The 25,334-nt window shown below is 62.7% G+C and carries 18 protein-coding genes; 16 read left to right on the top strand and 2 right to left on the bottom strand.

Annotated features, from left to right (window positions below):
* Positions 1 to 83 precede the first annotated feature (83 nt).
* A complete protein-coding gene (locus A3AC_RS0112595; RefSeq protein WP_025599238.1) occupies positions 84 to 1,298 on the top strand; it encodes a glycine C-acetyltransferase in 1,215 nt (404 codons plus the stop codon).
* The gene (gene tdh, locus A3AC_RS0112590) at positions 1,295 to 2,326 is read left to right on the top strand and encodes an L-threonine 3-dehydrogenase (RefSeq protein ID WP_025599237.1); all 1,032 of its coding nucleotides are present in this window, start codon (positions 1,295 to 1,297) and stop codon (positions 2,324 to 2,326) included. The genes A3AC_RS0112595 and tdh overlap by 4 nt, the downstream gene beginning before the upstream one ends.
* 40 nt (positions 2,327 to 2,366) lie before the next feature.
* Here the strand turns inward: tdh and A3AC_RS0112585 are convergent, their stop codons facing one another.
* Complete coding sequence (locus A3AC_RS0112585; protein ID WP_025599235.1) at positions 2,367 to 3,017, bottom strand: YceI family protein; 651 nt, start codon at positions 3,015 to 3,017, stop codon at positions 2,367 to 2,369.
* A 132-nt stretch (positions 3,018 to 3,149) separates the two neighbouring features.
* Between A3AC_RS0112585 and A3AC_RS0112580 the strand changes: the two genes are divergently transcribed.
* From A3AC_RS0112580 to A3AC_RS0112530, 10 genes are all read left to right on the top strand, one after another.
* Positions 3,150 to 3,851: a TetR/AcrR family transcriptional regulator gene (locus A3AC_RS0112580; RefSeq protein WP_025599234.1), complete on the top strand. Its 702-nt coding sequence runs from the start codon at positions 3,150 to 3,152 to the stop codon at positions 3,849 to 3,851.
* 30 nt (positions 3,852 to 3,881) lie between these two features.
* Entirely contained in the window at positions 3,882 to 4,361 is a 480-nt protein-coding gene (locus A3AC_RS0112575; protein ID WP_025599233.1) for a nuclear transport factor 2 family protein, read from the top strand.
* 219 nt (positions 4,362 to 4,580) lie between these two features.
* Complete coding sequence (locus tag A3AC_RS0112570) at positions 4,581 to 5,219, top strand: hypothetical protein (protein WP_025599232.1); 639 nt, start codon at positions 4,581 to 4,583, stop codon at positions 5,217 to 5,219.
* Positions 5,220 to 5,935: 716 nt separating this feature from the next.
* Positions 5,936 to 7,648, top strand: coding sequence for a DUF1302 domain-containing protein (locus A3AC_RS0112565; RefSeq protein WP_198017990.1), 1,713 nt, complete (start codon positions 5,936 to 5,938; stop codon positions 7,646 to 7,648).
* A 31-nt stretch (positions 7,649 to 7,679) separates the two neighbouring features.
* Positions 7,680 to 9,056 carry a DUF1329 domain-containing protein gene (locus tag A3AC_RS0112560; protein WP_025599230.1) on the top strand — a complete coding sequence of 459 codons (1,377 nt, stop codon included), beginning with the start codon at positions 7,680 to 7,682 and terminating at the stop codon, positions 9,054 to 9,056.
* Between the two features lie 112 nt (positions 9,057 to 9,168).
* Positions 9,169 to 10,347: a WD40/YVTN/BNR-like repeat-containing protein gene (locus tag A3AC_RS0112555; protein WP_025599229.1), complete on the top strand. Its 1,179-nt coding sequence runs from the start codon at positions 9,169 to 9,171 to the stop codon at positions 10,345 to 10,347.
* A 25-nt stretch (positions 10,348 to 10,372) separates the two neighbouring features.
* Entirely contained in the window at positions 10,373 to 12,805 is a 2,433-nt protein-coding gene (locus tag A3AC_RS0112550; protein ID WP_025599228.1) for an efflux RND transporter permease subunit, read from the top strand.
* Between the two features lie 69 nt (positions 12,806 to 12,874).
* A complete protein-coding gene (locus A3AC_RS0112545) occupies positions 12,875 to 14,563 on the top strand; it encodes an AMP-binding protein (RefSeq protein WP_025599227.1) in 1,689 nt (562 codons plus the stop codon).
* 387 nt (positions 14,564 to 14,950) lie between these two features.
* On the top strand, positions 14,951 to 16,933 hold the full coding sequence (locus tag A3AC_RS0112535) for an acyl-CoA dehydrogenase (protein WP_025599225.1): 1,983 nt from the start codon (positions 14,951 to 14,953) through the stop codon (positions 16,931 to 16,933).
* 80 nt (positions 16,934 to 17,013) lie between these two features.
* Positions 17,014 to 17,811 (top strand): SDR family oxidoreductase, encoded by a 798-nt coding sequence (locus A3AC_RS0112530; RefSeq protein WP_025599224.1) that lies wholly within the window; start codon positions 17,014 to 17,016, stop codon positions 17,809 to 17,811.
* 67 nt (positions 17,812 to 17,878) lie between these two features.
* On the opposite strand, the gene A3AC_RS0112525 is transcribed toward A3AC_RS0112530, so the two are convergent.
* Positions 17,879 to 20,581 carry a LuxR C-terminal-related transcriptional regulator gene (locus A3AC_RS0112525; protein ID WP_025599223.1) on the bottom strand — a complete coding sequence of 901 codons (2,703 nt, stop codon included), beginning with the start codon at positions 20,579 to 20,581 and terminating at the stop codon, positions 17,879 to 17,881.
* A gap of 185 nt (positions 20,582 to 20,766) precedes the next feature.
* Here A3AC_RS0112525 and A3AC_RS0112520 point away from each other — a divergent pair, with 185 nt between their 5' ends.
* The 4 genes from A3AC_RS0112520 (at position 20,767) to A3AC_RS0112505 (ending at position 25,332) form a co-directional block, all read left to right on the top strand.
* A complete protein-coding gene (locus tag A3AC_RS0112520; RefSeq protein ID WP_025599222.1) occupies positions 20,767 to 21,537 on the top strand; it encodes an enoyl-CoA hydratase/isomerase family protein in 771 nt (256 codons plus the stop codon).
* Positions 21,538 to 21,572: 35 nt separating this feature from the next.
* Complete coding sequence (locus A3AC_RS0112515; protein WP_025599221.1) at positions 21,573 to 22,814, top strand: thiolase family protein; 1,242 nt, start codon at positions 21,573 to 21,575, stop codon at positions 22,812 to 22,814.
* A 23-nt stretch (positions 22,815 to 22,837) separates the two neighbouring features.
* Positions 22,838 to 23,980, top strand: a complete 1,143-nt coding sequence (locus tag A3AC_RS0112510) for an acyl-CoA dehydrogenase family protein (protein WP_025599219.1) — start codon at positions 22,838 to 22,840, stop codon at positions 23,978 to 23,980.
* 170 nt (positions 23,981 to 24,150) lie between these two features.
* Positions 24,151 to 25,332, top strand: a complete 1,182-nt coding sequence (locus A3AC_RS0112505) for a lipid-transfer protein (RefSeq protein ID WP_025599218.1) — start codon at positions 24,151 to 24,153, stop codon at positions 25,330 to 25,332.
* The last annotated feature ends 2 nt before the right edge of the window (positions 25,333 to 25,334 follow it).

Genomic DNA, 25,334 nt, shown 5'->3' with positions numbered 1-25,334 from the left:
AATATCCGATAAAACTGACAGCCGACTATAACAGGCCGCACCTGTTAGTCTGCGGCAGTCTCACCTGTTCAGGAGCCCGGTTCATGCGTGACACATTTTTCGCCCATCTGCGCGGCACGCTCGAGCAGATTCGCGCCGACGGCTTTTACAAAAGCGAGCGCGTGATCGCCAGCCCGCAATCGGCCGACATTCGTCTTGCCAACGGCACCGAGGTGCTGAATTTCTGCGCGAACAACTATCTGGGCCTTGCCAACGATGCCCGCCTTATCGAGGCCGCCAAACAGGGGCTCGACACGGACGGCTTCGGCATGGCATCGGTACGTTTCATTTGCGGCACGCAGACGGTCCACAAGCAGCTCGAGCAGGCGATCGCCGAATTCCTGCAGACCGACGACTGCATTCTCTATTCGAGCTGTTTCGACGCGAACGGCGGCCTCTTTGAAACGCTGCTCGACGAGAACGACGCAATCATCAGCGACGAGTTGAATCACGCGAGCATCATCGACGGCGTGCGGCTCTCCAAGGCCAAGCGCTTTCGCTACAGGAACAACGATCTCGCGGACCTCGAGGCGCGCCTGAAAGAGGCGGACGCCGCCGGCGCGCGCTACAAGCTGATCGCCACAGACGGCGTGTTTTCCATGGACGGCATCATCGCCGACCTCGCCGGCATCTGCGATCTGGCGGACCGCTACGGCGCGCTCGTCATGGTCGACGATTCGCACGCGGTCGGTTTCGTGGGCGAGAATGGGCGCGGCACACCCGAACATTGCGGCGTGCTCTCGCGCGTCGACATCATCACCGGCACGCTCGGCAAGGCACTCGGCGGCGCCTCGGGCGGCTACGTCGCCGCACGCAAGGAAATCGTGGACTTGCTGCGCCAGCGCTCGCGTCCCTATCTGTTCTCGAACACGCTTACGCCGAGCATCGCGGCGGCGTCGTTAAAAGTGCTCGAATTGCTGGCTAGCGACGAAGGCGCGCAACTGCGTGCGCGCGTGCGCGAAAACGGCGCGCACTTTCGCAGCAGGATGAGCGCGCTCGGCTTTACGCTCGTGCCGGGCGAACATCCGATCATTCCGGTCATGCTCGGCGACGCGCAGCTTGCTTCGAAAATGGCCGATGCCTTGTTGAACGAAGGCGTCTACGTGATCGGCTTTTCGTTCCCCGTCGTGCCGCGGGGCCGCGCGCGCATCCGCACGCAAATGAGCGCGGCGCATACGACCGAACAGATCGACCGCGCCGTGGATGCGTTCGCGCGCGTCGGCCGCGAACTTGGCGTAATCCAGGCGGAGGGCGCATGAAAGCACTGGCAAAACTCGAACGCGCGCCTGGCCTCACGCTGACCGACGTCAAGGTGCCCGAAGTCGGCCATAACGACGTGATGATCCGCATCACGCGCACCGCGATTTGCGGCACGGACATCCACATCTGGAAATGGGACGACTGGGCGCAAAAAACCATTCCCGTGCCGATGCATGTCGGGCACGAGTATGTCGGCGAGATCGTCGAAATGGGCCAGGAAGTGCGCGGCTTTTCGATCGGCGACCGCGTGTCGGGCGAAGGTCACATTACCTGCGGCTTCTGCCGCAACTGCCGCGCGGGACGCCGGCATCTGTGCCGCAACACGGTGGGCGTCGGCGTGAATCGCGAGGGCGCGTTCGCCGAATATCTTGTGATCCCGGCATTCAACGCGTTCAAGATTCCGCCTGAAATATCGGACGACCTCGCCGCGATCTTCGATCCGTTCGGCAACGCCACGCATACGGCGCTGTCGTTCAACCTTGTGGGCGAAGACGTGTTGATCACCGGCGCGGGCCCGATCGGCATCATGGCTGTCGCGATTGCGAAGCACGTCGGCGCGCGCAATGTCGTCATTACCGACATCAACGATTACCGGCTCGAACTCGCGCGCAAGATGGGCGCGACGCGGGCCGTGAACGTGTCGTGTGAATCGTTGCGCGACGTGATGGCGGATCTGCACATGGCCGAAGGTTTCGACGTCGGTCTGGAAATGTCCGGCGTGCCCAGCGCTTTTACCAGCATGCTCGAAGCAATGAACCACGGCGGCAAGATTGCGCTGCTCGGTATTCCGCCAGCGCAAACTGCCATAGACTGGACGCAGGTGATTTTCAAAGGCCTGGAAATCAAGGGCATTTATGGCCGCGAGATGTTCGAAACCTGGTACAAGATGGTGGCGATGCTGCAAAGCGGTTTAGACCTCTCGCCGATTCTCACGCATCACTTCAAGGTCGACGATTATCAGCAGGCGTTCGCGACCATGCTCTCCGGCGAGAGCGGCAAGGTCATTCTCGACTGGACCGCAGCGTAGACCTGACCTGGCTTGTCAAATCAAAACGCCCGCAGTGCGCTCAAGCGCCTGCGGGCGTTCTGCTGAATTCGGCCTCGATACGCACATGAATCTCGTCGCCGACCGCCGGGTACCACGTCGCCAGACCGAACTTGGCGCGGCTGAAACGACCTTCAGCGGAAAAACCGAGCGTGTCTTTTTTCGTCAGCGGATCCAGTGCGAAGCCGTTGAAGGTGACATCGAGCGTGACGGGCTGCGTTACGCCGTGAATGGTCAGATCGCCCGTCAACGTGCCGCGCGAGTCGCCGGTGCGTTCGAACTTCGTACTAGCGAAACGGATCTCCGGGTACTGCTCCACGTCTAGCAGGCTCGCGCTTTTCACCATCTTGTCGAGCAGCGGCACGTTCGTGTCGATACTCGCGGCGTCGATCGAGACGGACACGCTGCTGTTCGCGAGGCCGCCTTCGTTCCAGTTCAATTGCCCTTTCTTGCGGTCGAAGCGCATTGCGAAGCGCGAATACTTGAAGTGCTCGACGTCGAACGTAATGCTGCAATGGTCCGCGTCGAGGTCGTAGCGGCCCACCGGCACGCGCGCCTCGTTCTGGCTGACCGAGTGCGTCAGCACTTGCAGCGGTGTGCAGGCCATCGGAGTCACGAGCGTTGCGGCGAGTAAAGCGCGTACGACGACGGCGCGGGCAGTAAACGCGTTCATCAGGTGAGTTCCGGTTGTTTGCTCGCCACGAAGATAACAGTTGCGCCGCGACTGACGCAAAAACCCTGGCAAAACCCGCCCAAAATCCGATAAAAAGTTGACAAGGTAGAATGATCGTTCTACCCTTCGCACATGGCTACGAATACTTCCATTGAACAGGCAGCAGCGCCGGGCGCACGCGAGCGTCTGCTCGACGCTGCCGAGGCATTGATCTATGCGGGCGGCATTCACGCAACCGGCGTGGACGCGATCGTCCGGCAGTCCGGCACCGCGCGCAAAAGCTTCTATGCGCATTTCGAATCGAAAGACGCGCTCGTGGCGGCCGCGCTCGAGCGGCGCGACGAACGCTGGATGAACTGGTTTATCGCGGGCACGCAGCAGCGTGGCACGACCGCGCGCAAACGTCTGCTCGGCATGTTCGACGTATTGCGCGAATGGTTTGCGTCCAAGGACTTTCACGGTTGCGCATTTCTGAACGCGGCCGGCGAGATTGCTTCGGCCGAAGACCCGATTCGCGTGGTCGCGCGCCAGCACAAGGAACGTCTGCTCGCCTTTGTCCGGACGCAATTCGACGAGTTCATCGCCGAAAGTCATTTGGACGCAAGGCGCGCCGCGGGTTTGTCGCGGCAGTGGCTGGTGTTGCTCGACGGTGCGATAGCGGTTGCGCTCGTAAGCGGCGAGCCAGATGCCGCGCTCGACGCCCAGGCCGTCGCGCGAACCGTGCTCGACGCTCAGTTCGCTGCATCTTCCGGCAAGCGCGACGCGCCCGCAGGCAACAAAACTTCCCGCCGATCTTCAAGCAAGCCTCCGCCGACGAGGCGGACCACAACGTGACCACAACCTGACCAACAAGCGAGGTATCTCATGGCCGATCCGATCGAAACCCGTCCGCCGCTGCCGCCGTTCACGCGCGAAACCGCGATCCAGAAAGTGCGCGCCGCTGAAGACGGCTGGAACACGCGCGACCCCGAACGCGTGTCCCTCGCGTACACGATGGACAGCGTATGGCGCAACCGCGCCGAATTCACGCATGGCCGCGCGGAAATCGTCGGCTTCCTGCGCCGCAAGTGGGCGAAGGAACTCGACTATCGGTTAATCAAGGAGTTGTGGGCCTTCACCGAGAACCGCATCGCAGTGCGCTTTGCCTATGAGTGGCACGACGATTCGAACAACTGGTTCCGCTCGTACGGCAACGAGAACTGGGAGTTCGACGAACGCGGCTTGATGGCGCGCCGTCACGCCAGCATCAACGATCTGCCGATCCGCGAAGCCGACCGCCTGTACCATTGGCCGCTTGGCCGCCGTCCCGACGATCATCCGGGCCTCTCCGAGCTCGGCTTGTAAGCGCTGAGCATTTTGACGTGAAGGCGCGCGCTGCGCCTTCACCGCTTTGCCATCGGTCCTCCGTTATGGTTGTGTTGCCGCTTGCCGGCACGTCTTGTGCCCGCAGGCCCGAGTGCGTCTTCAACATCGCACGAGTGGCTTGCGGTACAGTGCGCGACGGGCGGCACGCGCCAATACCAAACAGCGTCACGCCGGCGCTCGACCGGCGATGGAGAGGACATGCATCTTCGGCAGATCGGCAGGCTCAGCAGCAGGGACGAGAGCGGAGGCTTCAGCGGTGACCTTGGCGGCAAGGTCAGCCGTGAGCACAGCAGCAACCTCAGCTGCCGCCTCAGCAGCAACCTCAGCGGTCAGCTCAAGAAACACCTTGCACGCGCATTGTTCGCGCTTGCGGCGGGCCTGGCGGGCGCATCCGCCGCGCATGCGGGCAACTGGTGCGAAGGCGGCATATGGGTCGACGCGATGCTCGGCTCCTATCACATTCGCCCGGACCCGGATAAGCATTTTGAGCAGTTCAATCCGGGCCTGGGTGTCGAGTGCTGGCTCAACAATCAATGGGCATTGACGGCGGGAGGCTTTCGCAATTCGCTGCGCCGGCCGTCGTATTACGGCGGCGGTGTCTGGGCGCCGGAGTTCCTGCATTGGGGCATCGTGCGAATCGCGGCGATGGGCGGCATCATCTCCGGATATAACTACGGCAACTGGGGACTCGGCCGCGACCACACCATAGGACCGGTGCTCGCACCGCTCGTCATGGTCGAATACAAACGCGTCGGCGCGAACTTCATCGTGATTCCGCCGATTCCGTCCGACGACCTGCCGTTCACCATCGGCTTCCAGCTGAAGGTCAAGTTCTAGCGACCATGCCCTCGCGTCAGAAACGGTGGCCGCCTGGTCAGCGTTCTTCACGTCGGGCGCGTGTGTGGGCTCCCGCAAAGTCTCACCTTCCCCGGAGCCGGCTTTCTTCTCGTGCGCTCCACTTCCGCCCGCTCGATGAAAAACGCCGCTTGCGAGTCCACGTTTTTCTGATTGTTTGAGCTTCTGCTGCTGAACCTCCTGGAAGTCCTCACCATCCCGAAATAGCTCACCTTGACAGGCATCTGCCAACTCGTACAGAAACTAAAGGTGAGACTTTGCGGGAAGAGGCTTCTTGTGCGCACGGCTTTCACCGTATGCCGTAGCGACTCTCAACCGTCCACACTCCCCAACAGAAAGTTCTGACACCCAGGCGTCGCACGCCCTGTCAGTCCGCGAGCGGGCGCGCTTGCCACGTGCCTCTTCTCTGTGACCCGCAGCTACGCCGCCGCGCCGATGGCCGCGCCGGTCGTCACCCGGTAAACCCGAACCCCCTCTTTTCAAGGGGGCTGCGCGCAGTTTGTCTGCTGGCAACCTTACGACCAGGTGCTTCAGGCGGAAACACCGCACGGAACGCCAGACGCCAGGACGAGGAGACCAGGGCCGGCTGATTGGCACAAACAATCAGGCATACCTGAAAAAGCATGGCCGGCCATAACGGAGGAGGGAGAACCAAGATGTCTCGCAGCACACGAGCAGGAAACAGGACGCCACATCGCGTGACGATTCTTGCAGGGATGATTGCAGCCGTCGTGGGATCGAACGCGCACGCTTTCAAGATCAACACGCCCTCGTCCGACTGGGACGTGAACTGGGACAACACCGTCACGTACAACCTGGGCGTTCGCGCGCGCGGCATCGACCCGATGATCGGCAACAATCCGAATTTCGATGACGGCGACTACAAGTTCAGACATGCCGGCGACGTCGTCACTAATCGCCTCGCGATGGTTTCGGAATTCACGGCTGCCTACAAGGGATATGTTGGCTTCAAGCTGTCGGGCTCGGCGTGGAAGGACTTCGCCTATGGCAGCGGCGACGCGACGAACCCCGGGGTTTTCGCACCTGCTGGAGGCGGGTTGCCGGCCGTTACTTACCGCTCGCTGGCCGCGTATCCGAACGGGCACTACGGTTCGTTCACGAACCGCTACTACGTTCAGGGCGCCCAGCTGCTCGACGGCTTCGCGTTCTACAACACCGAGGTCGGCGGCAAGGCGATCTATCTGAAGGCGGGCCAGTTCACCGAGTACTGGGGCAACTCGCTGCTGTTTCCGTTTTCGGGCATTTCGGTCGCGCAAGGCGCGCTCGACAGCATCAAAGGTCTGAACTCGCCGGGCACGCAGACCAAGGAACTGCTGCTGCCGCGCCCGCAAATCAGCATGACCGCGCAGATCACGCCGGAACTCTCGCTGTCCGGACAATACGCGCTCGGATGGACGTACAACCGGCTTGCTACGGGCGGCACCTACCTGCAGGCAAACGACGCCATCGCGCAAGGCCCTTCAGGACTTCTCGCGACGACGCTACCGGGCGCTGCGACCGGTCATCCTGGCGGCTTCGTGCCGGTGTTCGTGCCGCAGGGGGCTTCCAATACGCCGCCGCAGATCGACAACAACTTCGGCGTGAAACTCGGCTGGACCCCGAGTTTCTTTACCGGGCAGATGGGCTTTTACTATCGCCGCTTCGACGAGTCGCAGCCGTGGGTGTTGACCAACTGGTCGCGCGGCCTTCCTACCGACTATCACCTCGCCTATAACCGTGGCGCGCAACTGCTCGGCTACAGCCTCGACACGACCCTCGGCAACGTAGCGACCGGTTTCGAACTGTCCTGGCGGCATAACACCGCGCTCAACACGGCGCTGAGCTCCAACATCGCAAGACAGACGGAAGGCGCCAAAGGCGACGTGCTCAACCTGATTGCGAATGCAATCGTTCCGTTGTCGAGCTCGCCGTTGTGGCAGACCGGCTCGCTGGTCGCGGAACTGTCGTATTCGCACCTGCTGTCTGTCACGCAGAACGCGTCGATCTACAACGGCGTGGGCTACCGCGGATGTCCGAGCAACAACAAGTGGAACGGTTGTTCGACCAAAGACTACGTGGGCGCAGGTTTCGTGTTCACGCCGCAATGGCTACAGGTATTGCCGGGCGTCGATCTCAGCATGCCCACCTCGATGACGGTGGGTCTGTACGGCAATAACCCGCAGAACCCAGGCTCGTCCGCAGCGGGCCAGGGCTTTTTCACTTATTCGGTCGGCCTGCAGGCGCTGGTTCGCCAGAAGGCAACCGTGACGCTGGCCTACAACGGCTATCACGCACACGTGAACACCCGGTCAGTCACGCCGAGCGGCTTGCCGTACGCGTCCGGCGGCAACGGGCTGATCGACCTCAATGACCGTCCGTGGATCTCGTTGACTGTTCAATCGTGGTTCTGATGCGGACTTGGTAACGACTGGAGACAAGCACATGAAGACTTTGTTTCATCTGGTAGCGGCTGGCATCGTGACGCTGAATGTGGTCGGCGCACTTGCCGCCGTCCCGGCCGACGAGGCCAGGCAACTCGGCACCACGCTCACCGCGTTTGGCGCGGAGAAGGCGGGCACGAGCGACGGCGTGATCCCCGAATACGCGGGCGGTTTGACAAAGCCGCCTGCCGATTTCGTGCAGAACAGCGGCGTGTGGCCGGACCCGTTCAAGAACGAGAAGCCCGTGCTTCGCATCACGGCGTCGAACATGGCGCAATACGCAGAACAGCTGACGCCGGGCGTGCAGGCGCTGCTGCAGCGGTTTCCCGACTATCGGATCGACGTTTATCCGACCCATCGAACGATGCATTATCCGCAGTGGGTGCTCGAGAATACGCTGAAGAACGCAACCCAGGCGAAGCTCACCGGCAAGGTCGAAGGCGATGGCGTAGAGGGCGCATTCGGCGGCATTCCGTTCCCGATTCCGAAGAACGGATATGAGGTCATGTGGAACGCGCAGTTGAGCTATCAGCGCACCCAGTACGAGGCGCAAAACGTTGGAGCGTATCTCGTCGACACTTCCGGCGCGCGCACGGAGCTTCCCATCATGAATGTGATCGAGTACAAGCCGTACTACGATCGCAGCCGCGGTGGCGACAAGTTCAAGGGGCCGCACGACCGCATGTGGCTGACGCTGCTCACGCCCGCCACGTCCGCGGGTACGTCGAACCTGGTCGACTATTCAATCAACTACTCCGAGGCTGACCAGGTGAGCTGGGCGTACTTCCCGTCGCAGCGGCGCGTGCGCATGGCGCCCGATTTCAAGTACGACACGCCGACAGCCGCCTACGGTGGCGTGTTGTTCTGGGACGAAGCCAGATTGTTCGCCGGCCGCATGGACAAATTCGACTTCAAGCTGATCGGCAAGAAAGAGCTGATCATCCCGTATAACAACTACAGGTACTCGCAGCTTCCCGTCGACGAGGTGTTCGGGCCCAAGCACATCAAGCCCGATGCGCTGCGCTGGGAGCGGCATCGCGTGTGGGTGGTGGAGGCAAGCCTGAAGCCGGACGCACGCCACGCGTATTCGAAGCGCGTGTTCTACGTGGACGAAGACGGCTGGACGCTCATGGAAGCGGACGGCTACGGTCACGACGGCAAATTGTGGCGCGTGGGTCTCGACTATCCGATCAATTATTACGACGGCAGTGGCGGCGTGTTCATCAGCGCGAACACGTTCTACGACCTGCAAAAAGGCAATTACTTCTCGTTCTTCACCAGCAGTTCGCGCGGCAGCCCGCAGCTGCGTGTAGCGGACAAGCTCGAAAAGCCGAATCTGTTCACGCCGGCAGGGATGGCGGGAACAGGACTTCGCTGAGGCGTGCCGGTCTGCCGCACGGCAGACCACAAGAGGTACGGACCGACGGGCGGGGGAGCTGGCACCGCCCGTCGGATGCACGAGACAGGATCTGAATCACCGAGGGCGGGAAATGTTTCAGCAAAAGTATCCGGGCCTCGCCTGGAGGCGCGCCTTCGTGGCCGCGTTGCTAGGCACGCTGCTGGCCACGCTGACAGCAACGGCAACGGCAGCGGCAGCGGCAGCGGCAGCGGCAGCGGCACTGGCCGGTGCGCAGACGAGCGTCGGCGCGGCGTTGCCCAACACCGCGCCGAGCGATCCTTTCATCGATCCGTTGGATGCTGCGGCGGTGATGCATCCAGACCTGGCAAAGCGGCCATTGATGTCTGTCGTGCGCGTCGGGCAACGTCTGATTGCGGTCGGCATGCGCGGCCTGATCGTCGGCTCGAGCGACGGCGGCAAGACGTGGTCGCAGGTGCAGGCGCCCGTCAGAAGCGACTTGCTGGCCTTGAGTTTCCCAGACACCGGGCACGGCTGGATTGCCGGTCACGACGGCGTGATCCTGCATTCGGCAGACGGTGGCCGCACGTGGAACAAGCAGTTCGACGGACGCGTCGCACAGAAAACGTTGATCGACAACTACAGGACGCGCATCGCCGCGGGCGATGCCGCGTTAAAGCCGTATCTCGACCAGCTGCTGCTCAACTACAAGGCCGGTCCATCGCTGCCGCTGCTCGGCGTGTGGTTCAAGGATGCGCTGCATGGCATCGCAGTTGGACCGTTCGGCATGGCCATTGTCACGGACGACGGCGGAAAGCACTGGGCGCCCATGCTCGAGCGCATCGAGAATCCCGCCTTCCTGCATCTGCAAGCGATCAGCGAAGTAGCGGGCGACGTTTTCATTGCGGCCGAAAAAGGAACCATCTTCAAGCTCGATCAAAGCACCGGCGTTTTCCGCCCGGTCGAAACGGGGTACGCGGGCAGTCTCTTCGGCGTGACCGGCAACGACAACGTACTGATCGCGTACGGGTTGAAGGGCACGGTCTATCGGAGTGCCGACCGCGGCGCGAGCTGGACCCGCGTCGATAGTCCTTTGCACGGCCTCGTCACCGCAGCGGCTTACGTTGCGCAGCGGCGCGCCTTTGTGCTGGTGACGGCGGCCGGAGAAATCGCACTCGCCGACGAAACCGCGCGCGAAATTCATGTTCTCAAAGCCGGCCGGCCCGTCGCCGCCACCGGCGTGCAACCGCGTTCCGCGCACGAGATCGTGCTCTCTGGACTGGACGGCGTGCATGCCGTCGCGCTTCCGTAAATTCGCTCGCTTCGGGAAGATCAACATGGGAATTTCATCTGACGGCGAACGCGTCGACGCCATGCCGGTCATCCGCAATCTTGCGGATTTCGACCCGGCGTCCGGATCGCGGCTCGAACGGCTGATTTTCAATCACCGGCGCTGGATCGTGGCGGTGTGCGCACTGCTCACGGTCGTGCTTGGATTGCTCGCCACGCAATCCACCATCAGCGCGAGCTACGAAAGGATGATGCCCAGGTCCAGTCCTTTCATCCGCAACTATCTCGCCAACACGAGTTCTTTGCGGGGGCTCGGCAATTCGGTGCGTATCGTCATCGAAAATCCCAAAGGCAATATCTACGACGCCGCGTACCTGAAGACGCTGCGCGAGATCAACGACCGTGTTTATCTGATTCCGGGTGTCGACCGCTCGTTCGTCAAATCGCTGTGGATGCCCGTGGTCCGCTGGACCGAAGTCACGGAAGAAGGCTTTCGCGGCGGCCCCGTGATGCCGGACAACTACGACGGGTCCGCGGCGAGCATGGCTCAGTTGCGGGCGAACGTGGCGCGCTCGGGCATAGTCGGCGCCCTTGTCGGCAACGACCAGCGCTCCAGCATGATCTTCGTGCCGCTGCTCGACCGCTACGCGGACACAGGCCGGGCCGTGGATGCGCGCGCCGTGCACGACGAAATCGACAACATTCGCCGGCAGTATTCCGGCCCCGATGCGCGCGTGCATGTGATCGGCTTCGCGCAACTGGTCGGCGATCTGATTCACGGCCTGATGCAGGTGGCCGTGTACTTTGCGATTGCCGCGGCGATCGCGGCCGCCGTGATCTTCGCCTACACCCGCTGCATGCGCAGCACGGCGCTCGTCATCTACTGTTCGCTGACGGCCGTGCTGTGGCAACTCGGCATCGTGCATCTGCTCGGCGTGGATCTCGATCCGTATTCGATCCTCGTCCCGTTTCTGATCTTCGCGATCGGCGTGTCGCACGGCGCGCAGAAAATGAACGGCATCATGCAGGATATCGCGCGCGGAACGGATCGCTACGTCGCCGCGCGGTACACGTTCAGACGGCTTTTTGTCGCCGGGCTGACCGCGCTGCTCGCCGATGCCGTCGGCTTCGCGGTGCTCATGCTGATCGACATTCCCGTGATTCGCGGCCTCGCGCTCTCGGCGAGCGTCGGTGTCGCTGTGCTGATCTTCACGAACCTGGTGTTCCTGCCGGTGCTGCTCTCCTACACCGGCGTCAACGCAAAGGCGGCGGCACGCAGCGTGCGAGCGACCGACCATCATCCGTTCGTGCGATTGCTCACACCCTTTACGCGGCGCGGCCCGGCGACCGTGGCGGTGCTGTGCGCAGCGGTGCTGACCGTGGGCGGTCTGATTGTCGGGCAACATCTGAAGATCGGCGACCTGGACCCGGGCGCACCCGAACTGCGCCCCGATTCGGTCTACAACCGCGACACCGCGTACATCACCGGGCACTACAGCCTTTCGACGGACCAGTTCGCCGTGGTCACCAAAACGCCGCCCGGCCGGATCAACGACTTCAGGACGCTGGTCGAAATGGACAACCTCGAACAGGAACTGCGCGATTTGCCGGGCGTTCAGACAACGCTGTCCATCAGCGGCCTGAGCCGCCGCAATACGGCGGCGGGGTTCGAGGGAGACCCGCGCTGGATGACGCTCAGCCGCGATCCCATTGTGTCGACGGATGCTGTCAATAACGCCTATGTGGCCAACCCCGAACTGGTAGACGACACTCGCTCTGTCGCGCCCGTCGTAGCTTACCTCGCGGACCACCGCGCGGAGACGCTCGAACGCGTGGTCAAAACGGTCGAGTCGTTCGCCGCGCGGCACGACGGGCCTGAACGGAAATTCCTGCTTGCGGCGGGCAGCGCGGGTATCGAGGCCGCGACCAATATCGCGGTGGAAAAGGCAAATCGTTCGATGCTGCTGCTGGTCTACGCGGCCGTGATCGTGTTGTGCTTCATTACGTTTCGTAGCTGGCGGGCGGTCGTCGTCGCCGTCGTGCCGCTCGTGATCACGTCGGTTCTGTGCGAGGCGCTGATGGTCGTGCTCGGCATCGGCGTAAAAGTCGCAACGCTGCCGGTTACCGCGCTCGGCGTGGGCATCGGCGTCGACTATGCGCTATACCTGGTGAGTGTGCAGCTGTCGTTGCAGCGGCGTGGCCGCTCGCTTGGCGATGCATATCGCGAAGCCCTCAATTTCACAGGAAAGGTGATTGCGCTGATCGGCGTGACGCTGGCGTCCGCGGTTCTGACGTGGATATGGTCGCCCATCAAGTTTCAGGCGGATATGGGCATCCTTCTCACGTTCATGTTCGTCTGGAATATGGTCGGTGCGCTCGTGCTGATTCCCGCGTTGTCCCACTTTTTCCTTTGCCCGGGAAAAGCGGCAGCGAAAAAAAAGGCGCTCGCAGACGGTGGCATGGCGCAGAAGCCGCAGTGAAAATGTGCAGACGCTCGCGGCGCGAGTCGAAACATGTATCCAAGCTAAAGATAAACCGTGGAGACACAGATGAGCGGTAAATACACAAGCACGCTGGTGCACCGGTTTCTGCACTGGGAGAACGCGCAGCCGGATTCGGTCTATTTCACGGAATCGCTGCCGGACGGCCGGATGGTCGACTATACGTGGCGGCAAGTGGGCGACGAGGCGCGGCGCATGGCAGCATGGCTGCGCTCGCAGGACCTTCCGCCGAACAGCGCGGTGTCGATCGTGGGAAAGAACAGCGCCCATTGGATCATCGCCGACGTGGCGATCTGGCTGGCCGGCCACGTCTCCGTGCCGCTGTACCCGGGCATTGGCGCGGCGACGGCGCGATACATTCTCGAGCACAGCAACGTGCGCCTGCTGCTGATCGGGAAGCTCGATGGCATGACCGATTGCTGGGACACAGTCCGCGACATCGTACCGCCGCACGTGCGCCTGGTAAGCCTGCCGATGTCGCCGCCGGTGCCGCAGGCGCTGGCCTGGGAAACCATCATGGCGCAGCACTCACCGCTGCGCGACGTGCATCTGCCCGAGCCGGGCGATCTGGCCACGATCATCTATACATCGGGCACGACGGGTCGGCCGAAAGGCGTGATGCACAGCTTCGGCACGATCTACGCGTACGCGCTGGAGGGTGGCGAATTCTGTGGCTACCACCCGGGCGACCGTGTGCTCTCCTACCTGCCGCTCGCGCATACCGCGGAGCGCTCGTTTGTCGAATCGAATTCGCTGTGTTACGGCTTTCGTGTGTTTTTCAACGACAGCCTCGCGACCTTTGCCCAGGACCTGCAACGGGCGCGGCCTACGGTGTTCATCTCGATGCCGCGCTTGTGGACGAAGTTCTATCAGGCGGCATGCGCGAGACTCGGCGCGAGCGACGAGGCGCTGTTGCATACGGAGTCGCCCGAAGCCGCCGCCCTCAAGAAGCAGATCCTCACGATGCTCGGACTTGACGAGACGCGGCTGGCGTTCACTGGCTCGGCGCCGTTGCCTGCGGAGATTATCGACTGGTATCGCGCGCTCGGGCTGGAACTGCTCGATGTCTATGGCATGACGGAGAACTTCTCGTACTCGCACTACAGCCGGCCGGGTCAGGTCAGATTGGGATACTCGGGTCAGGCGATGCCCGGCGTCGAATGCCGCATCGAGGAGGGCGGCGAAATCGTCCTCAAGTCGCCGACGATGATGCTTGGCTATTACCGCGAACCCGAGTTGACGGCCCAAAGCATGACCGCGGACGGCTTCTTCAAAACCGGCGATCGCGGCGAACTGGACGAAATGGGTCGGCTGAAGATCACGGGCCGCGTGAAGGAAATCTTCAAGACGAGCAAGGGCAAGTACGTCGCGCCGTCGCCGATCGAGAACCGGCTGAGCCATCCGAAGGTAGATGCCGCGTGCGTGATGGGCCATGGCCATGCACAGCCGTTCGCGCTGCTATTGATGTCACCCGCCGCGCGCGCCGAGCTCGAAGACGACGAGGCGCGTCGAGCGCTGTGCGGGGAGATGCAGGCGCTGCTCGATAGTGCGAACGCGGAACTGGAAAACCACGAGAAGCTCGACTTCGTGGTGCTCGTGAAGGAGCCCTGGACGACCAGCAACGGCCTCCTCACGCCGACGATGAAAACGCGCCGCGGAGCGATCGAGGAGCGTTACCTGCCGCTCGCTAAAGCATGGGTTGAGCTTGGGCAGACGGTAGTCGTGGAAGAAGACTGACGCGAGGCGCGGTGCGGTCGCCTTTCGTCTGCCGGGTTTGCAGGATAGGGCGCACGCAAGCGCGGAAGTCCCCTCGCAACGAGGGGGAGAAGCCGCAACCGAAAGGTGTTTAACTTCATTGCCATGCATCGAGGCCGGGCACTGTTCAGTGCGGCTCGTATGCGAGGGCCGGCAATATCACTGAGAGATGGAGAAAAAAAGCGTGAACGACTACATTGCGGGCGAACGCAACGCGTATCGCAGTCCGGAGTTCGGCAAAATGATCGTTCAGCGTTCACAGGAACGCGCCGCTGCGGGCCGCATCCGCAGCGGCGTGCAACACTTCGCGTCCCGGCTTGAATGCAAAGGGCGCGGGCCGGTTTTAGGCGCTGCACGCGGGAGGGCGGCATGTCTCTGATCCTCTCGCGGCGCGACCTGAACTTTCTGTTGTACGAATGGCTCGAGGCTGACGCGCTCACCCGCATTTCGCGCTACGCCGATCACTCTCGCGAGACCTTCGACGCGGCGCTCGATACCTGCGAAAAGATCGCGACTGATCTCTTTGCGACGCACAACAAGAAGAGCGATCACAACGAGCCGCGCTTCGACGGCGAGACGGTTCACATCATTCCCGAAGTCAAGACAGCGCTCGACGTGTTCTGCGCAGCCGGCCTGATGGCGGCCGGGCAGGACTATGAGTTCGGCGGCATGCAATTGCCGCTAGTGATCGAGAAAGCAGGCTTTGCATACTTTATGGGTGCGAACGCCGCTACGGCCGGCTATCCGTTTCTGACTATCGGCAATGCGAATCTGCTGCTCGCACACGGCACCGCGGCGCAGATCGAGGCGTTCGTGCGGCCCGAAATGGAAGGTCGGTTCTTCGGCACGATGTGCCTGTCAGAGCCGCAGGCGGGCTCGTCGCTTTCGGACGTGGCCACGCGCGCCGAGTACGAATGCGAGTCGCGGCTCGGCGTACAGTACCGTCTGCGCGGCAACAAGATGTGGATATCGGGCGGCGAGCATCGGCTGTCGGAAAACATCGTCCATCTGGTGCTCGCAAAGATTCCGGGGCCCGACGGCAAGCTGACGCCAGGCGTCAAGGGAATCTCGCTTTTCATCGTACCCAAGTACCTGGTCAATGAAGACGGTTCTTGCGGTGAACATAACGACGTGGTGCTCGCCGGACTCAATCACAAGATGGGGCACCGGGGCACCACCAATTGCCTGTTGAATTTCGGCGAGGGCGCGCGCTATCTGCCGCGCGGCAAAGCGGGCGCGGTCGGCTATCTGGTGGGCGAGCCCGGCTCGGGCCTTGCGTGCATGTTCCACATGATGAACGAAGCGCGTATCGGCGTCGGCCTCGGCGCGGCGATGCTCGGGTACACCGGCTACCTGCACGCGCTCGACTATGCGCGCAACCGTCCACAGGGCCGCGCAACGGGCCCCGGCGGCAAGGACCCCGCGAGTCCGCAGGTCAAGCTCGTCGAGCATGCGGACATACGCCGCATGTTGCTCGCGCAGAAGAGCTATGCGGAAGGCGCGCTGGCGCTGAACCTCTATTGCGCGAAGCTCGTCGACGAAGAGCGTGCGGCACACGCGGCCGGCGACGCTGCATCGCGTGAATGCACTACGCTGCTGCTCGACATTCTGACGCCGGTTGCGAAGAGCTGGCCATCGCAATGGTGCCTGGAAGCTAACAGCCTCGCGATCCAGGTGCACGGCGGCTATGGCTACACACGCGAATATAACGTCGAACAGTTCTATCGCGACAATCGCCTCAATGCCATTCACGAAGGCACGCACGGCATTCAGGGGCTGGACCTGCTCGGCCGCAAAGTGACGATGAAGGAGGGCGCAGCGTTCCGCCTGCTCATCGGGAAAATCGAGTCGTGCGTTGCACGCGCTGCACAGCACAGTGGCACGCGAGCGGGCACACGGGCGGACACGCAAGGTGACACGCAAGCGGATACACAAGCGGGCACGCAAGGTGACGCGCAATCGGACACGCAATCGGACACGCAATCGGACGCACAGGCCGGCACGCAACTCGCGAGCGAAGCGCGCAGCCTGAAACAGGCAACCGCGCGGCTCGTGTCGGTTACGCACCGGTTATGCGCGGCCGCCGATCCGGCTTTGACGCTCGCCAATGCATCGCTCTATCTGGAGGCCTTTGGCCATGTCGTGATGGCCTGGGTCTGGCTCGAGCAGGCCTGCGTCGCACAACGCGAGATAGACGCGGGCGCGAGTGGCGATAACGAGGCGTTCTATCGCGGCAAGCTCGCGGCCGCTGCGTACTTTTTCCGCTGGGAACTGCCACGCGTGTCGGCGCAGTTCGATCTGCTCGCCAGCCTGGACCGCACCACGTTCGACATGCGCGACGCCTGGTTCTGATCCGCACGTCGAGCGGCTTCGCGCTGCATGGCAATTCGAGGCGCACGCCTCACACATCATTTGTCGGATGGGGAAGCAACATGGAAAAGTCAACACGTTCGGTTCAACAACTCTTCGACCTCGACGGCAAGACCGCACTCGTGACGGGAGGCTCGCGCGGACTTGGTCTGCAGATAGCCGAAGCGTTGGGTGAACAGGGCGCACGCGTCGTGCTTTCAGCGCGCAAGTTCGACGAACTCGAGCAGGCCACTGCGCACTTGCGCGCGCGTGGCATCGAGGCGCACTGGATCGCCGCCAACGTCGCGCACGACGAAGACATCGCGCAACTTGCCGACAAGGCGCTTGCGCGACTGGGGCACGTCGACATTCTCGTGAACAATGCGGGCGCGGCATGGGGTGCGCCGGCGGAAGACTATCCGGTCGAGGCGTGGGACAAGGTGATGAACCTGAACATCCGCGGGCTTTTTTTGCTGACTCAGCGAATCGGCAAGCTCTCCATGATTCCGCGCCGTTATGGCCGCATCATCAACGTGGCGTCGATTTCGGGGCTTGCCGGCAATGTTCCCGGTACCATGGAAACCATTGCCTACAACACGTCCAAAGGCGCCGTCGTCAACTTCACGCGCACGCTCGCGAGCGAATGGGGCGAGCACGGCATCACGGTCAACGCGCTTGCACCTGGCTTCTTTCCGTCGAAGATGACGCAAGCCTCGCTGGACCGTTGGGACGTCGACAAGATGTGTGCCCGAGTGCCGTTGCGCCGTCTGGGCGACGATGAAGATCTGAAGGGCGCGGCGCTGCTGTTCGCGAGCGATGCGGGCAAGCACGTCACCGGACAGATTCTCGCGGTGGATGGCGGCGTGAGCGCGGTGGTGTGAGCCAACACATCCAGCAACACATCCAGCAACGCCTCCCGCGCAAGGTCCCGCCCCACAACCACGACCTCTATTGAATCAGGTCATGCTTGCGTGCCCACACCATCGCGTCATAGCGGCTCGATACACCGAGCTTGCCAAAGATGTTGCGAAGATTCCATTTGACCGTTTCGAGCGTGATATTGAGCGAGAGCGCGATGCGCTTGTTCGACATGGCCTGCGCGACGAGCCCGAGTATTTCCACTTCGCGCTGCGTCAGGACCGGCTGCAGCTTCGACGCTCCATGCCGACGGACGCTGCCTGCCGTACCGTCCGCAACCGCAGCCTCGGGAAATTTTTCGAGCAGCTCGGTCGCGTAGCGCAGCGTGGAACCGTCGAGTTTCCTCTCGCGCACCATGCTGGCCAGCAGCTTGCCGGCCGCCGGCCCTTCGTCGATGAACGTGCGCACTATGCCAAGGCGCTGCGCGGCTTCCAGGCTTCTTATGAGACACACCTGGGCGTCGTCGGTGCTTTTCTGGTCCGCGAAAATAATGGCCGAAAGCAGGTCGGTCAGCGCCGCCAGCCTGCCCCTGCCGAAGGCCTCGGCGTGGCTGCGCGTCACCTGTAGAGCGCGCAATGCTGTCTCGGGCTCCTCGTCGCATAGCAGACGTGCCTTTGCCAGTGCCGCGATGGCGGGGATTTCTGCCTTGAAGCCCTGTTCCGCCGGATAAGCCAGCGCCAGTTCCTCGAGCGACAGGTAAGTCTCGCGCGCATGCGTGTGGTCGCCCTTGACGAGCAGCACCTTGACCTGTTCTGCCAGCATGTGAACGACAGCGCGCATCTGACGCATGCTGCGCAGATGCGCCACCTGGTGCTGCAAGAAGGTCAGAGCCGCATCCGCGCTTTCCTGAAGCAGATCGAGCCGCGCACGGCACAACGACGTGCGGATCATCACGTCCGGCCCCGACGATTGCAGCAGGCCCCGGCGATTGGCGATGGTTTCGCGGGCGTCGTCGATACGGTCCAGTTCGTAGTAGACATCAGCGAGTACGCTCGCACAGATGTTCGCGCTGATCGAATAGCGGCCGACAGCCTGAATGGAGCGTGTGAGCAGCGCCGAGCCCACTCGCTCCGCTTCGCGCACATTGCCTTGCAGCAGCAACGCGGAGGCGCGTGTTGCCTGCGCAACGAGAGCCATGTCGTTGTGCTCGTCGGCGGGCGGAATGGGGTGCGTTTCAAACAGATGTTTTGCATCCGCATATCGCCCCGCCGCGCCGTAGGCAGCGCTCAGCTCGGCGAGGCGCATGTATTCGAGAAACGGATTTTCCAGCGGCACATCGCGATGCGGTTCGAGCAGATCGATCATGTGCTGCGAGTCGTCCTGCTGAAATGCAATTGCCGCACTGATCAGCGGGATGCTATGCGCAACCTCGGGATCGCCTGACGACGCCCGCGATTGCAGTTGCGCGAGCCACGCCTTGGCTTTCGCGGGCCGCGTAGTCAACGCGACCGCGAGGCACGCGATGAAAAGCAGCCGTTGGTGCGTGAGCAAGGTTTCTTCCGGCAGATGTTCCAGCAAATGAAGCGTTGGACCGAGGTATGCGAGGCTCCACGTAGCAGGCGCGGCCCGTTCTATGACGGAGGCCGCGAACTCCGCGTCTTCGCCCGCGCTTGCGTGCCGCACGGCTTCCACGAGCAAACCGTGGTCAGCGAACCATTGGGCCGCCCGCCTGTGCAGTTCGCGCACCGCAGCCGGGTCGCGGCCCGCGAGCCGCGTTGTCAGATACTCGCCGAATAGCGGGTGAAAGCGGAACCAGGTCAGGCGGTCGTCCGAATCGACGCGCATGATCAGCAGATTCTCGTCTTCCATGCGTTTGAGCAGTTCGGCCGTATTCGCGTTGTGCGTGAGGAAGCGCGCGAGCGGCGCGCTAAAGCGGCGGAACAGGGAGAGCGCTTCTGCGAATTCGGTCAGTTCCACCGGCAGGTACGCCATCACTTCTTCGCTAAGGTACGTTTGCAGATCACTCGAGCGCCACACGAGATCGTGCAGTGTGGCCCGCGTTTCCGGCCGGTTCTTCAGCATGATGGCGATGAGCTGGATGCACGACGGCCAGCCGCTCGTCAGTTCGTGGATCAGCGTGAGCTCGTCTGCGTTGAGCTTGCCGGTCCCGAGATTCTCGTCGACGAAAGCGCGCGTTTCCGCGAGATCGAACGGTAGTGCCGCGCTGTCGACCTCGACGATCTGATCCATCATGCGCAGGCGGCTCAGGCCAAGCGGCGGCGTGACGCGCGAAGCGATCACGAGATGCAGATTGCCCGGCCCATGATCGAGCAGCTTCTGCATGAACCGGTGCGCAAGCGGTGCCTCGACGTAGTGGTAATCGTCGATGATCAGATAGAGGTCTTTGGGCAGATCGACCGCTGCCTCGACGATCGTGGCGATGGAGGCGTCCATGGCCGGGGCGCTCGCTTCTTCAAGCGGCAGATCCATTTCGACAGGAATACCGCCGCGCTGCATGGCCGCGAACAGCGCGGTGCAGAAAGCGACGTAGCCCTTGTCCTCCGCAGTGAGCGATAGCCACGCGACTTCCGCACCTGCCTTCAGACACGTCTGGCGCCACTGCGCGAGCAGCGTGGTCTTGCCGTATCCCGCGCTGCCGGTGACGAGTGCGAGCCGGCAGTGCTGCATGCGCTGCAGCTGCGCGAGCAGATCGGTGCGCGCGACGTGCTTGGCGCCGATGCGCGGCGGCGAGAACCTGGTGGAAACCAGATGTTTGGTGAAGGGCGTATTCAAAGGGTCACAAAGTCGATGCATGGCGGCAGACGGACGGCGCCTGGCTCCGTCTTTGCCCTCAACCTTCGCCTATCTGCGGGCGGAAGTGCCCCCCTCACAACGAGGGGTGATTAATGGGGTGGCCGCACCTAACTTATCACAACCGCAACGTCAGGCAATGGCGTTCGTCAATATCCGGAGGGGAGATGAGTTATTCGCAGACGGTGGTGGGTTCGGTCGGCTGGTTGACGATGGACCGGCCAGCCGCAATGAACAGTCTCAATCGCGACATGGCGACGGGCCTGACCGCGCAACTGAATGCATGGCGCAATGACGACGCAGTGCGCGTCGTCGTGCTCACGGGCAACGGGCGTGCGTTCTGCGCGGGCGCGGACCTGATCGAGGCGGCCGAGCCACCCCGTCCGGACAAGCGCGAGTTTCTGGAACTCATTGTCGAGTTCTTCGACACCTTGCGCGCCTTCCCGAAACCGGTCATCGCGGCCGTCAACGGCATTGCGCTGGCGGGCGGCCTTGAAGTCGTGCTCGCATGCGACCTCGTGCTCGCCGCAGACTCCGCGCGTCTTGGCGACGCGCATTCGAATTTCGGCGTGTTTCCCGGTGCGGGCGGTGCGGCCATCCTGCCTCGCAAGGTGCCCGCCAATGTCGCTCGCTATCTGCTCTTCACCGGCGATGCAATGAGCGCCGCCGAATTGAAGATTCACGGCCTCGTGAACGAGGTGCTGCCCGACGCGGAATTGAAGCCGCGCGCCCAGGCGCTCGCAGACCGTCTCGCGAGAAAGAGTCCGCTGGTGCTTGCGCGCATGAAACGTGTCGCAAACGAAGCCGCCGACAAAACAGCGGCGGACGCGCTGCGCCACGAGTTGCTGGAACTGCGCAATCACCAGCGCTCGTACGACATTCAGGAAGGACTGCGGGCATTCGCCGAAAAGCGCGAGCCGCAATTCAAAGGGTGCTGAGACCCGCTAACCGATACGGACGCGAAGCAAGGACCATGGAAAACATCTACATCGTGGGCGTCGGCATGACGCCGTTTGGGCGCCATCTGGACAAGTCGGTCAAGCAGCTGACGGCCTGGGCCGTCGAAGACGCGCTCAAGGATTCCGGTTGCGAGCGCAAATGGATCGAAGCCGCGTATTTCGGCAATACGACGCAAGGGCACATGCAGGGGCAGCACATGATCCGCGGGCAGGTCGCGCTGATCCCGCTGGGCCTGGGCGGCATTCCAATCCACAACGTCGAGAGCGCGTGCGCGTCCGCGAGCAGCGCATTTCATCTCGCGGTGACGCAGTTGCGCGCCGGCATGGCGGATGTGGTGCTCGCGGTGGGTGCGGAAAAAATGTACTCGCACGACAAGGCGCGCATGTTTTCCGTGTTCGACTCCGCATGGGACGTCGAGACAGCCGAGGCGAACGCCGCGCAAATGGTCGAACTCGGCAAGGGCGTCACGCCGCCGCCGGGCACGACGTCGGACAAGCCGTATAGCGTGTTCATGGACGTGTACGCGGGCATCGGCCGCCAGTTGATGGCTCGTCACGGCATCACGCAGCGGCAGTTCGCGGCGGTCTCGTCGAAGAATCACGGCCATTCGGTGCACAACGAGCGCTCGCAATACCGCAAGGCGATGTCCGTCGAAGAAATCCTCGCGGCGCCGCCCATCACCTATCCGCTGACATTGCCAATGTGCTCGCCCATTTCGGACGGCGCGGCCGCGGCGATCCTCTGCACGGAGTCCGCTCTCAAACGCCACGGATTCAACCGCAGCCGCGCAGTACGTGTGCTGGCGACGATCGTGCGCTCGGCGTCGCAGCGCGCAGGCGACGATCTGGCGAACCACATCACGGTCCACGCCGCAAAGCTTGCATACGACGAAGCGGGTATCGGGCCCGACGACATCAACGTCGCGGAACTGCATGACGCGTCGTCGATTGGCGAAATCGCGCTGTGCGAGAACCTGGGCTTGTGCAAGCCGGGCGAAAGCGGAGTGATGGCCGAGCGCGGCGACTCCAGCCTGGGCGGTCGTCTGCCGATCAATCCTTCAGGCGGCCTCGAATCGAAGGGACACCCTATCGGCGCGACAGGACTCGGACAGATCTTCGAACTCGTCGAGCAATTGCGCGGCGAATGCGGTCCGCGTCAGGTGCAGGGCGCAAGATTCGCCATCCAGGGCAACGGCGGCGGTCTTTGGGGTGTCGAGGAAAGCATCGACCACATCGGTATCTTCGGGCGCGCTTAAATCAAATAATCGAGAGACACGACATGCCGTTCCATTTGCCCAGTGAAGAACAGAACCTGGCTGTAGAAAGCTTCCGCAAGTTTCTGCAGTCGGAAGTCAAACCCGTGGTCAAGGAGTACCGCGACCGTTTCATTCCTAAAGAGCGAATGCGCGAACTGACGCAGCGCATTGCCGAATTCGGCCTGCCGGGCTGCACTATTCCCGTCGAATACGGCGGCATGGGGTGGTCGTTCACCATGCAAGGCATGCTGTTCGAAGAACTGGTGGCCTGTTCGTGCGACGTCGCGTTGTGCGTGATGCTCAACATGGGCCTCGCGTCGATGCTGACCAACGCCCGGCCGGAGGTCCGCGAGCGCTATATGCCCGATTGCCTTGCCGGCAAAATTTTCGGCTCGATCGGCATCAGTGAACCCGACGTGGGCTCGAACGTAGCGGAGCTCAGGACGCGGGCCGTGCGCGACGGCGATCATTTCATCATCAACGGTGAAAAGACGTGGATCACGAACGGCGTGTACTCGGACGTACTGATCTGCACAGTGCGAGGCGACAAAGGTCTCTCGCACATCCTGATCGACCGCAAGGAGCACGGCTACGAGTCGCGCAATATCGAGAAGATCGCGCTCAGCTCGCAGTCCACCGCGCAGATTTTCATTACGGACGCGCGTGTGCCCGCGACCAACCTGATCGGTGAAGAGGGCGAGGGTCTGCGTAATACGATGAAGGTGTTCGAGGTTGCGCGTGCACACGTCGGCACGCTGTCGGTCGGAATCATGCGCGCGGCGCTGGAGGAGTCCATCGCGTACGCGACGCAGCGCAAGCAGTTCGGCAAGGTGATTGCCGCGCACCAGCTGATCGCCGCGAAGATCGCCAACATGGCGATCATGGTCGATGCAGCGCGCTTGATGTGCCAGCGCGTGTTCGGCCTGATCGACGCTGGAGTAAGGTGCGACATGCAGGCGTCGATGGCCAAGGCGTTCGCGACCGAGGCGGCGGTTCAGGTGTGCCGCGACGCGGTGCAACTGCACGGCGGCAATGGCATCACCAAGGAATTCAACGTGGAGCGTCTGCTTCGGGAAGCGATCATCATTCCGATCCCTGACGGCACCACCGAAATCCAGCAACTGATCATCTCGCGCGCGCTGACGGGCGTTGCGGCATTCGTCTGAGCGGGGACCGGTGGCATTGCATTGACCGCGGCACAACGTCGCGACCGGATAACGGCGAGCGTGCCGCCGTTGCCCCTTGAAACGAGGGGCGCGGCAGCCGGCGCCGCTGCGTATCATGAACTGATACCGATTCGCTCAATCGGCGTGCATAACAATTTGGAGGAGAACGTATGACGCGCAAAGTCGTCGTTGCGGGAGTGGGCATGGTCCCATTCAGGAAGCCTGGCGCCAGCGAAACCTATGACCTGATGGGCGCACAGGCCGCAAGGCTTGCACTGGCGGATGCCGGCGTCTCATATCAGACGATTCAGCAGGCCTATGCGTGCTTCGTTTATGGCGACTCCACGGCAGGACAACGCGCGCTCTACCACGTCGGCATGACGGGTCTGCCGATCATCAACGTCAACAACAACTGCTCGACCGGATCGACGGGACTATACCTCGCGCGTCAGGCGATCGAAGCGGGCGCGCTTGACATCGCGCTCGTGGTCGGCTTCGAGCAGATGAACCCGGGCGCGCTCGGCAGTTACTTCAATGACCGGCCGTTGCCCTCGGAGCTTTTCCTCAAGCAGTGCGACCGTCTCGGTGTGCCAACGGAAATCGCGCCGGCTCTGCGCATCTTCGGCGGGGCGGGCGTGGAGCACATGAAGCGCTTCGGCACACCGCTCGAAAGCTTCGCAAAGATTCGCGCGAAGGCGAGCCGCCACGCGGCCAACAATCCGCTCGCCGTATTCCGCAAAGTTGTTTCAGCTGAAGAAGTGATGGCCGACCAGGTCGTGTGGCCCGGCGTGATGACCCGCCTGATGGCCTGCCCGCCAACCTGCGGCGCGGCGGCGGCCGTTCTCTGTAGCGAGGACTTTGCGCGCAGTCGCGGCCTTGATTCACGCGTCCGGATTGCAGCGCAGGCGCTGACGACGGACGGCCCCGAATCGCTCGAAGGCGACGACTTGCGCGACGTGGCCGGATTCGGCATGGCGAAGAACGCGGCGGCCCAGGTGTATGAGGCAGCGGGCATCGGCGCCGAAGATCTGGACGTCATCGAATTGCACGACTGTTTCGCGCACAACGAACTCATCACGTACGAAGCGCTTGGGCTGTGCCCGGAAGGCGGGGCGGCCAGGTTCATCGACGAGGGCGATAACACCTACGGTGGGCGCTATGTCGTCAATCCGTCGGGCGGACTGTTGTCGAAGGGCCATCCGCTTGGCGCGACAGGCCTCGCGCAATGCACCGAACTGGTCCAGCAGTTGCGCGGCGCTGCCGGCGAGCGGCAGGTCGGCAATGCTCGCGTTGCGCTGCAGCACAACGTCGGCATCGGCGGTGCCTGCGTGGTGACCATGTATCGCAACTGAGG

Origin of the sequence: Burkholderia sp. WSM2230 (assembly GCF_000472445.1) — a bacterium.
Taxonomy (GTDB): domain Bacteria; phylum Pseudomonadota; class Gammaproteobacteria; order Burkholderiales; family Burkholderiaceae; genus Paraburkholderia.
Note: the sequence above shows the minus strand (reverse complement) of the source record. Positions and strands in the feature narration are given on the sequence as shown.